General features: G+C 37.1%; 6 protein-coding genes. 3 read left to right on the top strand and 3 right to left on the bottom strand.

Annotated features, from left to right (window positions below; genetic code table 11):
• Nucleotides 1-19: 19 nt before the first annotated feature.
• The 3 genes from HX062_RS14080 to ccsA form a co-directional block, all read right to left on the bottom strand.
• On the bottom strand, nucleotides 20-1132 hold the full coding sequence (locus HX062_RS14080) for an efflux RND transporter periplasmic adaptor subunit (RefSeq protein ID WP_286467831.1): 1113 nt from the start codon (nucleotides 1130-1132) through the stop codon (nucleotides 20-22).
• Between the two features lie 2 nt (nucleotides 1133-1134).
• Nucleotides 1135-2424, bottom strand: coding sequence for a TolC family protein (locus HX062_RS14075; protein ID WP_286467830.1), 1290 nt, complete (start codon nucleotides 2422-2424; stop codon nucleotides 1135-1137).
• Nucleotides 2425-2973: 549 nt separating this feature from the next.
• Nucleotides 2974-6144 (bottom strand): cytochrome c biogenesis protein CcsA, encoded by a 3171-nt coding sequence (gene ccsA, locus HX062_RS14070; protein ID WP_286467829.1) that lies wholly within the window; start codon nucleotides 6142-6144, stop codon nucleotides 2974-2976.
• A gap of 208 nt (nucleotides 6145-6352) precedes the next feature.
• Between ccsA and HX062_RS14065 the strand changes: the two genes are divergently transcribed.
• The 3 genes from HX062_RS14065 to HX062_RS14055 form a co-directional block, all read left to right on the top strand.
• Nucleotides 6353-7552, top strand: coding sequence for a pyridoxal phosphate-dependent aminotransferase (locus tag HX062_RS14065; protein ID WP_182628506.1), 1200 nt, complete (start codon nucleotides 6353-6355; stop codon nucleotides 7550-7552).
• A 782-nt stretch (nucleotides 7553-8334) separates the two neighbouring features.
• Nucleotides 8335-12453 carry a CLIPPER-2 domain-containing protein gene (locus tag HX062_RS14060; RefSeq protein WP_286467828.1) on the top strand — a complete coding sequence of 1373 codons (4119 nt, stop codon included), beginning with the start codon at nucleotides 8335-8337 and terminating at the stop codon, nucleotides 12451-12453.
• A 36-nt stretch (nucleotides 12454-12489) separates the two neighbouring features.
• A partial coding sequence (locus tag HX062_RS14055; protein ID WP_502888512.1) for a phage tail-like protein occupies nucleotides 12490-14789 on the top strand: 2300 nt, incomplete at its 3' end.

Raw genomic sequence — 14789 nt, 5'->3', positions numbered from 1 at the left:
TTTTTACGCTGTTTATGGATTAAAGGTGATTGTTTAACTGGTTGTAAATCAATAGCTCATTCGTTGTAATTACAGTTTCACCTTCTTGTACGCCTGCACTGATGTAGGTGTATTCTTGGTTTTTGGTTAAAGGTGTAATTTGGCGAATTTCTTGATGACAAGCATCGGTATAGGTTACCACATAGTTTTGATTGTTGTCAAAAATAATGGCGTTGTTTGGTACGGCTAGTGCTTCGCCTTGGTTGTCGTCAAGGAGTAAGTGAATCTCAGCAGACATGCCGGGACGCAGTTTCATTTCGTGATTGTTCATCACAATACGCGCTTTCAACACGCGTTCTTCCGCGTCAAACACTTGTGAAATAGTCGAAATTTGTCCTTTAAACTTTTCATCGGGATAGGCGAGTGTACTCACTTGTACTTCTGCCTGTGGTTTTACATAGCGCATGGAAGTAGCGTATACATTAGCCATAATCCAAACGTCATTTAGATTGGCGATGGTAAACAACGGTTCGTCCGTATCGGTTAGCGTCATACCTGTGACCACATTTTTTGTTACGATATACCCATCCTGTGGGGCGATAATTTGATAAATACCTTCTTTGTTTTGCCCGTTAAATAGCGCTAGGTTGCTCTTTGCACTGCCCAGCTTACTCTCGAGTACTTGAACATCTTCTTCGGCCTCCATCAACTCCTTCTGAGAAGAGAGTCCGTCTTGATACATAGATGAAACAGACTCTAGTTCTCGTTTAGCTACTTTTAATTCCGCTTCAGTTGCGCGTAGTTCTGTTTTAAATTCGTTGATGTCAGTGCTTCTTATTTCGACCAACAGCTGTCCTTTTTTGACATAATCCCCTAAGGAGAATTTGGCATTTAATACGACTCCTTCAACTAAACTGTAGAAGGGGATTGTTTTATCTTGGTTGTATTCCACGGTACCGTTTAAACTCAAGGTGCGTTGAATTGGACGTTGGGTTACTTTGGCAAAATTTAATCCTTTGCCAATTTCTTCAGGAATGCAGTAGTTTTCGGTTTGTTGTGCCGCGTTTTCTTGTTGTTTACATGAGGCTAGTGTTACTAAGGCTAACACAGCGCAGCTAAGAGTATATTTTGAAGTCATTTGTATACGTTTCATGGTTATAAATCTTTTCCAACAGCAAATTGTAAGTTCTCTAGTTGTTCGTGTAATTCTTTTTTGGTTTCCAATAAGATGTTTTTATTGTCGAGATAGGCTTCTACAAAATCCAAGTATTCGATCAGGCTAACATTTTTCTTTTGGAAGTTTTTTACATAAGCATCGAGCAGCTTGTCGAGTTGTTCTTCGTAGTCGACGTCGATTTGATCGTATAAGTCTTTGGCTTGCACGTAGTTTCTCAGCGCTTCAATAATGTCGTTTGCAATTTCATTTTTCTTGCTTTTAGCTTCTATTTCCGCTAGTTGAACACCTATTTTAGCTTCTTTTATACCGCCTTTGTTACGATCAAAAATCGGAAGGTCAAAAGCAAGTCCAAAACCGACAAAATCACGCATTATATTTCCACCGCGATCGTAATCTACCCCTAAGGTAAGGTTGGGAATGCGTTCCGCTTTTTCGATGTCTACCTGTTTTTTTGCCTGTAGAATTAAGTTGTCTTGTAGTAAAACATCGGGACGATTTTCTTGGGCATGGAGAATCCAATCTTCGACTTGCAATTCACTTACCGTTGTTGTTGGAACATCAAGTGCATCGGTAATTACGATTGTGGATGTAGTGCCTATATTGATGAAGTTCTTTAAATCTTTACGCGCTTCTTCTAAGTCTTTGGATGCATCGGCGAGTTCTTTCTTAAACTGCAGCTGTGCGGCTTTTAATCGAATGTATTCACTGTGACTTATGTTTCCTTGGGTTAGCTGATTTTTATAACCAGATATAAGCAAGGAAGTATTGTCGATTTGTTTTTGATATACCGATTGTTGTTGTTGCAACATTTGGATGTTGGTAAGCGTTAGGCGCAAGGCGAGTTTTGTTTCGCGTAAAATAACTTCAAAATCTGTTTTTCGTTCTTCGACGGTTAGTTTTTGTAGGTCAATGCGCTTGCGTCTTTTTCCTGCAGTTTCTATTTCTTGTTCTAAACGCAGTGAGATTTGTTGAGAAGATCCCCAGTTTCCAACTATGTTTGGTTGCTCTTCGATGTCTGTAGTACGCCAGGCGTTTACCTCTGAAATTTCAAAGGTAGGATTTGGCCACAATCGCGCTTGAATCAGTTGGGCTTCTGCTTGGGATATTTCCAATCGCTTTGCTAGTAAATCGAAATTTTGTTCGAGAAACAAGGTCTCTATCTCTTGTTTGCTCAATTTTTGCTCTTGTTGTTGCTTTTGAGCTACGGCGATATACGTAGAAAAAACAAAAACTGAGGCGGTTAGTATACGTCTAAACATTTTGCTCATAATTTATAGTTCAAAATTACTACCCCCATATTACAAGGGCTTTGGAGTCGCATTAATAAGAAATTAAAAGTAGATTAGAATTCGATTAGAATTACCAATCTAAGGGCTTGTGATTCCTAGTGTTTTGCATTTTTGTATTCCAAAATTGGGTTGTTTTTTTTAAGTAGATTAAAATAGTGTATATTTTTGAAATATATGTTTAATATTTAATCTTATTAACTATAAATATTTGAATACTATGTTTATTTAATATAAAGTATTGTTGTTAATGTATTTGTAGCGATATGGAGAAGCAAGCAGATAACAATACTGTTCTTTTTTTTTGATTAATCAAAAATATGCGCCTTCACCAAGAGTTGAATGAAGGAGATAGTAACGCACGTTTTTTAGTTGAGGGCAGAAAGATAGAGGATGTGTTTGGTAGGTAGAGGTAGACTTTTTAATCGGCTGAAGACTATTAAGGGAGTATTGGCAAAAGTGGATAAAGAAAACGCCAAAAAAAAAGCTACTCGAAGTCGAGTAGCTTTTTTTACATAGTATGAATTGTACTTATTTTTTTAAGTGTCTTCTGTACTGAATAAACGATAGAATACTCAGTAGGGTTACGAAGCCGATAGACCACCAAATAATGGCAGGAGTAATTACTTTATCCCCTGATGCATACGAGTGTAGTCCGCTTAAATAGAAGTTTACACCGAAATAGGTCATCATGATAGAGTAGAAGGCTAGGATGCTAAACAAGTTGTATAACCAAGTACCGCGCATGGCTGGAACAAGGCGCGCATGGATAACAAAAGCGTATACCATGATACTGATTAGTGCCCAAGTTTCCTTAGGGTCCCATCCCCAGTAGCGTCCCCAACTTTCGTTTGCCCATTGACCTCCCAAGAAGTTTCCAATAGTCAATAGTACTAAACCAACGGTAAGTGCCATTTCATTGATATAGGTTAATTCCTTGATATTGAGGTCCATTTTCTTTTTGTTCTTGCTATTAGTTAAGATCATTAAGATTAATGCGACAATTCCCAATATCATACCCAATGTAAACGGACCATAACTAGCTACAATAATAGCCACGTGGATAATTAACCAATACGAGTCTAATACAGGTTGTAAGTTAGAAATAGCTGGGTCCATGTAGTTTAGATGGGCAGCCCATAAGATCATTCCTGTAACGAAGGCGGTAGAAGCAATAGTCAATTCGGATTTTTTACCGAAATACAAACCAAATAGGGTAGTAGCCCATGCTACATAAATTACTGATTCATAGGCATCACTCCAAGGTGCGTGACCAGATACATACCAACGTACGGCTAAACCTAAAGTGTGGATAATGAATAAGGTAAGTGTTAACCAACCCCCTATTTTAATTGCTTTTGCTGCAAATCGATTTGGTTTTAAGATCGCCCAAATAATAAAGATAAACGAGAATACAGCTACCGCCATATAATATTTATACAACGTTTTGAAAATATCGTATTGGTTGTATAAAATTTCAAATTTAATCTTGTTGTCTGAAGGCATAATGTTTTTACCATACGAATGCTGGAACGTATTGATGTGTTCTAGGTATTCGTCTGCTTTGGTATAATCATTTGAGCGTTTTGCGTCAAACAAAGCTGGCACATACATGCGAGATAAGATATTCTTAGTAAAAGTAGAATCCATTCCTGTCATCCCTGATTCGTTTAACTCTAGTGGAGAGATCCACTTGTTGTTATCGTGATTAGGAATAGGGAAGATTGCTAACATTCTTCCAGTAAAAGCAGCGTTTAACAAGGCTACTTTACCGTCTAAATCCAAGAAATCTGTTTGGAATTTATTCTTCACACTTGCGTGGTTTGCCTCGTCTACGTATTTTACTAATTTATAGTTTCCTTTTTCATCAAAAAAGTCAACGAAAGAAGCATGTCTAGTTCCTTTTGGCAAACCTAAAACTTCGGTAATTTTATCATTCCCTCTTTGTAGCTCAATGATAGGTGCAAAATACCAGAAGTTTGGTGCACCTTCCATTTGTTGTGCAATTGTATATTGGGTGATGGATAAGAAAACTTGATCCGGTGTTAATCCTTGGTAATTTTCTTTTTTGTATACTTTTCTCAATAATTCAGAAGAGAACGTATTAATCGGTTTCATACGTCCACCGTAATCCTGAATAACTAGAGAACCGAATTTAGCAGCGTGTTCTTTGCTTACGGTATTGGCGTGAATAATAGAGTCAATTACAGCAGCACTTGGTTTTTGAGGTGCGTGCATGTGTTGAGCAGAAGCTCCTACTGAGAACAACAGCAACAGCAGTGTTAGCATGGATGCTTTTTTCTCTCTTACTTTGTTCAATTTGCGTTTTAAATCAGCAAAACGCGAATTTTTGTCAAATAAGATCCATATTAAACCTACGTAAAGGAAGAAGTAGCCGATATAAGTAATCCAAGTTCCCCAGAAATCGTGATTAACAGATAAGATGGTTCCTTTTTCATCCGGGTCAAATTGCGCTTGGAAGAAGCGGTATCCTTGATAATCTAAAATATTGTTCATATAAATACGCGCGTCAAAAGAGTTATCTCCGTCTAGTACTGTTACTTGGCTTTCAAAAGCAGAGTAGCTTTTTTCCGTTCCAGGGTATTTATCAGCGATAAATTTGTTTAGGCGCACTTGGAAAGGCGTCGTATATACCTTACTACCATAGAGTAACGTAAATTCAAGATCGCCAAGTTGAATAGCCTGAGGTTCACCCATTCTACCTGCTTTCCCTTTTAAGACTACGTCTTTTTCAAGTCCTTGAGAGCGCACAGTTACCACTAATGCATCAGCAGTCATTTGATCCTTGAAATCTCCGTTGGAAACCACCGTTGTTTTTCCTTTCATTGGCAATTCAGGTAGTACAAATTGCGTACCTGCCATGGTATAAAGAGAGCGGAAGTTTAAAGGTGCTTTTTCATTGGCAGTTACTTGTCCAGTAGACTGATCTGCCATGACCATATAATTTCCTTCAAAGGGAGAGTCGATAAAGAATTCTCCATTTTCTGAAGTAATATTGATTGCCCCTTCTGTAGGTGCATTATAGCCGAATAGGATGCCGTGAATACTCGCCGCTTTTCCTTCTTCAAGGTAGTGTTCATGACGCTCACCGTCACCAGATTCAACTAATTTTAAGTAGTTTATTCCATTCGGGTCTGCTTCAATTACGTCTTCAGCAGCCATGATAAAGTCTTTGTATTCCACTTCAAAAGGAATGCCATTGAAGTCTTTTTTCATTTTGAAATGGTTGTTGGTCACTTGAGAGAAGTACTGATCCATTTCGAAAGTACGTCTTCTAGTTTCTCCTTCGTATTCCCCATCAGCCATTACCGTTAAGAAGGTTTTGTCTGAAAAAATACTGTCCGCTGTTTCACCTTCTCGAATAGGCATCATCCCTTCAAAACTGATGTATCGCGTAATGAAAGCCCCAATCATAATTAAGATAAAGGCAGCGTGCAACATAAAGGTGGACCATTTTTCTTTGGTTAGTAAACGGTAACGTTTAATATTTCCGATAAAGTTAATCAAGAAAATAAGCATGATAACTTCAAACCATTTGGTATTATAAATAAGAATCCGAGCGGTTGTGGTGTTGTAGCGATCCTCAATAAAAGTTCCCAGGGCAAGGGCTACTGCAAATACAATGAAAAGAACAGCCATTAGTCGGGTTGAGGAAAAAAAAGATATGATTTTTTTATCCATGAGTTGTTGATACGTTGTTTTTATAATGGAACAAAAATAACCAAAATGCCCAGTAAACCCGTATATTTAACTTATTATTTAGGAATGAAATTTACTTTTTTTATGCGTAAAAAAAACTAAATTTGCAAAGATCTTTACCTCATTTGATCGATGATTATTAAATCAACAAGGATTGGTCGCTATTTAGTGAATTAATAAAAAATTAACCATGCCAAAAATCTCTCAAAAAGGTATTCAAATGCCTGAGTCTCCGATTAGAAAATTGGTTCCTTTTGCTGAAAAAGCGAAACAAAAAGGACATCATGTTTATCATTTAAACATTGGTCAACCTGACATTAAAACTCCAGTAGACGCTTTGCAAGCGGTAAAAGATGCAGATATTAAAGTTTTAGAATACAGCCACTCTGCTGGTTTTGAAAGCTATAGAGTGAAATTAGCCAAGTATTACCAAGCCCATCAAATTGATGTAAACGCACAAGAAATCATCATTACAACTGGTGGATCAGAGGCGTTGATGTTTGCGTTGGGCAGTACGATGGATCCAGGTGATGAGATTATCATTCCAGAACCGTTCTATGCGAATTACAATGGGTTTTCCACTTCAAATGGTGTAACTATTGTTCCAGTCATGTCAACGATTGACACGGGATTTGCTTTACCTGCTATTTCAGAGTTTGAAAAGTTAATTACCCCTAAAACAAAGGCCATCTTAATTTGTAATCCAGGAAACCCAACAGGCTATTTATATTCTCAAGAAGAAATGGAGCAATTAGCTGCTTTGGTGATCAAGCACGATTTGTTCTTAATTGCCGATGAGGTTTACCGCGAATTTGCCTATGACGGATTTAAACATATCTCTGTGATGACTTTTCCTGAATTGGCGAATCACGCTATTATGATTGACTCGGTGTCTAAGCGTTACAGCATGTGTGGTGCGCGTATTGGATGTATTGTGTCAAAAAACAAAGAAGTAATGGATGCTGCTATGAAATTTGCACAAGCGAGACTTTCTCCGCCTACTTTTGAGCAAATTGCAGCAGAGGCAGCTTTAGATACGCCACAATCGTATTTTGACGAAGTAATCACCGAATACAAAGAGCGTCGTGATATATTTATTAAAGCTTTACAAGAAATTGACGGAGTAGAAGTAACCGTGCCAAATGGTTCTTTTTATTGTGTCGCTAAATTTCCTGTGGAAGATGCAGATCACTTCGCTAAATGGTTGTTAGAAGAATACAACTTAGATGGTGCTACGGTAATGATTGCTCCTGCAGCAGGATTCTATTCCACGCCTGGTGTTGGATTAAATGAAGCACGTATGGCCTATGTGTTGAAAAAAGAAGATTTGATTCGCTCAGCAGCGATTTTAAAAGAAGCATTGAACGTGTATCATACGATTGCAAAGTAAACGAATACACCTAACATACAATACGAACCACGCCCTCGGGCGTGGTTTTTTTATTTCTAGCATTTGGTAAAAATGTAGCTGCTTTTTGTTTGTGCTTTATTCTCTTGGTAAAGAAAAGTATACTGGCTTTGTTCCGCTACTCCACTTGTTGTGTTGTCTTTATGGCTAGTTAGGATGATAAAAAGGATCACAAAAAAGTCCGAAAAGCCAAAAATATTTTCCCAAACATCCATACAAGCGTTCTGTTGCGTTATTTTAACGCGAAATGTATATAGTATCGAAAAAAGAAAAATAATGCCTTAGCGGTAATTTATAAAGGTCGTTTTCTCTGTTTAGTTGTCGTTGGGCTGTAGGTGCTTCCAGTTGGGTAGAACGTTTTTTTTGAATTTTTAATCAGGAAATCAGATAGAAGAATAATGGCAAGGATGAAGCTTGGCATTATTCTCAAAAGAAGTGGTTTTTTTTTGATTTTTTTGTGATTCTGCTCCATGAAGTTGGTGTGAAATTAGTTTTTTGTCAGCTGATTGGAGCAGAGGAGTTTTGTTTCTATGATTTTTATCAGGTTTTTATTGTTTTTTTCGTGCGTATAGAAATTGAAACATTGATTCTTTTTACCTCTTTATAAAATGTTGGTATTGAGTGATTTAGTATGGATTCAATTTGTTGGAAAGTAGTGCGTACTAATAATTTGAAACACAAAATGAGGATATAATCTTGAATTTTGGCAAAACTATTAGGGAGAACAATTTTGTGTACAATAAAGTTGTTTGTTCGAGAAAATTATGAAAAAAAGAAACATGAACAAAAAGGTACTACTACAAGTTTTGATGATCGGTTTACTGTTCTTAGGAATAGGGAGTAAGTCGTACGCGCAATTCTTGGTGAGTGAAAATTTCCGAAGCAAGGAGGTTGGAAATAATATTGTTTTAGGAACAGGTTATAATAATCATAAAGCCTATTTGACTGCTGCTACGAAGAAAAATGGCAATTTCATAGATAACGATAATGAAGGCTGGTTGCGTTTAACAGAAGCGGAAGGAGACCGAAGCGGTTATGCGTTTATTGATGAAGCTTTTCCTTCTGGACGTGGGGTGTTCATTGATTTTGAATACAAGACATGGGGAGGTAATAATGCAGATGGTATTAGTGTATTTCTTTTTGACGGAACAATTGATCGTACTACTTTTCGCGTAGGAGGATATGGTGGATCTTTAAGTTATGCTCCTCGTGATTTAGGAAATAATAGAGGTATCAAAGGTTTAAAAGGAGGGTACTTAGGATTAGGTATTGATGAGTATGGGAACTTTGCTACAACTTCAGAAGGAAAACAAGGAAATCAGAATCGCACACCGAATCAATTTACCTTGCGTGGTCATACTGTAGAAAACGCAACATCTGGTGCGAATACAAATAAAATGTTGAAAACGGTTTCATCAGGCACACGCATTGATTATGGAACATCGACGAGAACACGTCCGTCTGATAGTCAGTACTATAGACGAGTGCAGATTGAAATGAACAAAAATACAACGACAGGGAAATATGATGTTGCTGTGCGTTGGGCCACTACAGTTGGTGGACAATTTACAGATATATTTACCTATAGTTACGATCAAGTGCCACCGGCATTATTTAAACTGGGCTTTGGTGCTTCAACTGGTGGAAATACAAACTACCATGAGATCCGCAATTTATTTGCTACTACACCAGGTGGAGTAGTAGTGCAGAAAACTGTAGATAAAACCATGGCTAATGTTGGTGAGGATTTAACTTATACCATCGATATCAAAGGACAAAACGTAGAAACGTTGCGATTCAAATTGAATGATGACTTAGCTGCAATTAGCGAGTTTTTTGAAGTGACTTCTATCACAGCATCAAACAATGGTCATACAGGAACATCTATTAATATTCCTAGAAACAGTACTACATTGAACAATGTTGATGTAACCTTGAGTCGTTTAGCTACAGCTACCATTACGATTAAAGGAAAAGTGAAAAAAGCACAACAAAATGGTTTATTAGAAAATACTGCAACGATTGTAAAAAGTAGCTTACCTACTAAAATACAAGATCTTGTATCTGATGATCAGTTAACTTCAACTGTATCTTCTCAAGTTATTGATCCTAATTTTTGTGGTTGTCCTGAAGGAGCGATTGAGTTAGAAAATTCGAATACTTCACAAGTATTAACTAGAGGTAAAGTATACTGTGTTACAGGGGAAGTTTCTATTAATAATGACCTGAAAATAGAACAAGGAGCAACCTTGTACGTTCAGTCTAACGCAAAATTAAAGATAAACGGTACTTACACGCAAAGTGGCGGTGTTGTTAGTATTTGTCCGAGAGGAGGGATCGAATTGACAGGATCTGCTAAGTTAGGAGCAGGAGCAACTGGTGATGTTAAGATTATTATGAAAGAGAATAGTTATTTTACTATTACAGAGTCTTTGGAGCAGTTTGAGCCTACAAACGGAAAAGTTAATATCGAAATGTACGATTCTTCTGTTGTAGAAGTATGTAAAACGTACAAGCAGAATACAACAACTTACCCCGTAGTAACCTACGCAGGCAAAGGAGAAGCTAAGTCTTATTTTATTGTAAAAGCACAAGCAAGTGGCGGACAAGGTAGTAAATTGACAACTTCGGATCAAGTGAATGTGATTGCGATGAATTCGGTTACTACTTTACAAATGGGACCGAGTTATTGTGGACCTAATGCTAAGGCAAGTACATGTTCTTTTTGGCCAGCAGGATTAACTGATGCAGTGGCAGGAGTAAAATGTAAACAAGCTGAAGGATTAATTGACTTCACTAAACCTGTAGGTCCTGATTTTTGTGAGTATGATGGTGATAAGTTCATTTCTGGTTACCACTCCACTATTATTAAAACGGCAACTGGATTCCAAATTTTTGGAGAGCAAACAAAGCCTAGTGGAAAATCGTTTGAACACTTCTTAGTACCTACAGATATAAGCTTTGCTAATGGATTCCACTATAAAGGAAGTCCTTTAATGGCGACGATGAGCTCTCAGTACTATGCTAAAAATCAGTTCTTTCTTTTAACTACGGGCGGACTATATGGATGGGGTACTAAAATCACGGATTATAAGCTTAAAAATGCTGATTTACAAAATGATACGGATTATACTGCTTTTACAGAGTTAGAATTACCAGAAGGAGTTAGAACAGAGGATATTAAATATATGACTGCTTCTTATGGAGGGTTGGCCTTGTTACTTACTAATGGAAAAATAATGGTAACGGGTTCTAAGTCAGCTTTGTATGGTGATAATTATTGGAATGCCGATAAGAAATGGCATACAGTAAGTACAGCACAAAATACACCCTTATCTAATGTTGTAATGATGAAGTTACACAACAGTGGTGGTTTTGCTTATACGTCAACAGGTAAATACTACGCATGGGGTTCTAAAATATACAACGGAACTGCTGCAGTGACAAACAGTACACAAAGTTTGGCTGTGGAAGTACAAGCACCTTTTGCAGGTGAACCTAAAATGATTGGTATCACTGGAGTTGGGGAAGATAATAAAGTTAGTTATTTCGCGCTTTCCAATGATGGAAAAGTATATTCTATTGGAGACAACAGTCGTGGACAATTAGGTATAGGTGATACTACACCTGAGCAAGTAAACTGGCAAACAGTAAAAGGGACAGACGGTGCGGAATTATTAGATATTAAATATATAAGTGCACAAGATAATTCAACTTACGAAGCAGCAGCTGCAGCAATTAATAAATTTGGACGCGTTTATTTTTGGGGATCGAACGGCTATCAAATGCTAGGTCAACCTCAAGCAATAGGTTTTGTTCGTGCGGCGACTGAGCCACAAGGACTAGGTAATAACCGCGCTGTTTATGTTGAGGTTGGAGGACATACAGGAATGATTGTTAATGATGATGATCGCTACTGTTATGTAGGACATAAAGTCTACGGAAGTATGGGGGATGGAATTGCAGCTGAAGATATGATTCATACTTTCGATTGTGAGACAACAGGGAATGTTATTGACATGTGTGGTAAAATTGTCATCATTCCTGAACCAGGCTTAGCGTTAGAAAAAGTCGGTACTTATGTTGATAAAGATAATAATGGTCTTGTTAATGTTGGAGATGAGATACACTATACTTTTTCATTAAAAAATACAGGAAATATTTCCTTGACTAATGTTAAAGTAACAGATCCAAAAATTACGATCGTAGGAAACCCAATTGTTCTTGCAGAAAATGAAGTACGTACAGATGCATTTTCTGGAGTATATGTACTAACGCAAGAAGATATCGATAGAGGAGGGGTATTCAATTTAGCAAATGCAGATGGTAAGGATTCGAATAATGTACCTGTTCATACGGTTTCTATAGATCCAAATCCAATTGCACCTACAGATCCTGAGTATCCACTACCAGATCCTGAACATACAAATTGTTCAACTTGCACAGTGACTATATTACCTCAAAGTCCAAAAATTGTGTTGGTAAAAACAGGAATCTTCAATGATGAAGTAGATGGAGATCATGGCAATGGTGTAATTAACTACACTTTCGTAGTGAAGAATACTGGAAACGTAACGCTGAAAGAAGTTGAATTAACCGATGTTTTATTTGGTGCTAACTACAAGGTGAACTATACAGACACCAATGGAGCACTAGCCATTGGAGAATCTTGGACGATCACAGCAACCTATAATGTAACTGATGAAGATATCAATGCAGAAAAAGTTACGAATCAAGCGAAAGTAGTTGGTAAGTCTCCGAAAGAAAAAGCAGTAGAAGCGAATTCTGGAACGGAAATCAACAATAGTAATCCTACGATTACACCAGTAGAAGGCGGTGGACCTTTAATTACTAATCCACATATTTATCACAAAGTACAATAATATAATTTAGACTAAAACGACACAAAATATTCAGTTATGAAAAAAAGACTAATACCAGTTGCTCTATTAATGGGGGCTATGTCTGCAAACGCACAGGTGGGAATTGGAACGGCTACTCCTAATAAATCAGCTGAGTTAACAGTTGAAGCTAGTAATCGTGGATTGTTAATTCCGAATGTGTCTTTAAAAGATACAAAAGATACTAAAACAATCACCAATGGAAATATAAACAGTTTATTAGTATTCAATACAACTACTAATACTGCAATCACTCCAGGGTATTACTACTGGTTTGTTGATAAATGGCAACGTTTAACAACAGAAAGTGACATTCCTGCAATTGTGGTGAATAACTTTGAAAATATATTACAAATGGAAGGAGATAAGGTTGAAAACCTTATCAAAAACATAATTAATACTACAGCAGGTAATGTAATTTATGAAGGGGATAAATTATATTATATCGATGACAGTGGGAACAAAGTTGAAATCAACTTTGAAGAAATTGTTAAACAAAACGAAACCGTAACTATTTTAGGTTACGATCCAGCTACAGGAGTAATGACTTATGCTAATGAAGCAGGGAATGCTGTTACTATTGATATCAAAAATGCAGTAAAAACGTTTGAAACAGTTACTTCTATCGCGATTGACCACACAGCGGGTACAATCACCTTTATGGATGAAGCTGGTAATCCAACAGTTTTAGCATTAAAAGATTTAGTGGCAGCACAAGAAACAGTTACTACATTAGTACGTGTTCAACCTGGTAAGTATACGTATACGAATGAAGCTGGAACTGCTGTAGACATCACTGTTATCGGTGATATTATTGAAGTAATCAACAATCAAACAGATACTGATTTATACAATGTATTGAAACAATTGGTGAAAGTTGAACAATCGTTAACTTCATTAGTGTACAATACTACAAATAGACAGCTAGTTTATACAGATGAAAACAATGCAGCTCACAATGTTGATGTAGATGCTCTTGTGAAAGAGAATCAATATGTGACTGAATTACAAGCAGGTAAGAATATTCAAGTGTCGAAAACGACAACGAATAATACCATTACCTATACGTTAGATGTTCCTACGGCAACAAGAGACGTAGCAGGTGTTGTTAAAGCAGGAAGTGGTTTAGACATTGATGCAGACGGAAATTTAACTGTAAATCTTGAAACAGCAGTTAACGCTAAAGACTTAACAGGAAACGAGAAAATCGTTGTTACAGATGGAAAAGGTGCTGTTTTAAAAACAACAAGTTTAGATATCAACGAGTCTAAATTAAGCTTGCAAAACATCGGTGGTGCATTAAATGTAAGCCAGATTCAAGCAGGAAATGCAGGTGATGTACTAATTGTTGATACAAATGGAAACGTAGTATGGTCTGCAAATGATGCTATAACAACCAATGTTTTAGCATTGAACGGAACGGATTTAGTTTCTACTGTTAATGGAGTTTCTTCTACTGTAAGTTTAGTAGATAAATTAGCTACGGAAATGTTCCAAAATGGATCAGTTACAGCTGAAAAATTAGGAGCAGAGGCAGCTGATCAAGGAAAAGTTCCTGTAGTTCAAGCTGACGGTACTGTAGTATACCAAAATATTGCTGCAGCGAATGTAGAAGGAAAAGAACTTTCTTCTGCCAATGAGTTATTAGCTGTGTCTGTAGGAGCAGGTGTTGTTCTAAAAGATGTTCAATTAACGATCAACCAAGATAAATTTGATTTAGCTCAAATTGGAGGAACACTGCAAATTACCCAAATCCAAAAAGGAGCAAATGAAACGATCTTAGTAACCGATGCTGCTGGAAATGTAAGCTGGGTGTCTAAAGATACCGTAGTGAAAGCAAACGAAACCGTAACTGTTTTAGTGAAAAACGCTAACGGTTCGTATACGTACTACAATGAAAACGAAATCAATGCTGATGGAACTCCTAAACAAGGAGCAACAGGTGTAACCATTGATCCAAAAGAAGTAAGCGTATCCTTAAATACAACGACAAATAAATACGAATTTACCAATTCAGTTGGAGCTAAAGTAGGAGAAATCGATGCAAATGCGGGTTCTATCGCTTTTGATAATTCAACGAATGGTTTTACTTCAACAAATGTTCAAAATGCATTAGAAGAACTGAAAGCACAGCTTGATGGTTCAACTGACAGCTTAGTAGACTTAGGAAACGGTAAGTTCCAACACACTACAGTTGATGGAGATGTAGTTGAATTTGATATCAACACAGTAAACGTAGAGAAAGTAGTTGACGCAAACGGAAATACTTCATACATCTTCAAAGATGCAGCAGGAAACGCAATCACAACTATCGCTTT

The sequence above is a fragment of the Myroides sp. DF42-4-2 genome (assembly GCF_030326445.1).
In the GTDB taxonomy this organism is placed as follows: Bacteria; Bacteroidota; Bacteroidia; order Flavobacteriales; family Flavobacteriaceae; genus Flavobacterium.
The sequence above is the reverse complement of the archived record's forward strand: the minus strand, read 5'-3'. Positions and strand labels throughout refer to the sequence as shown.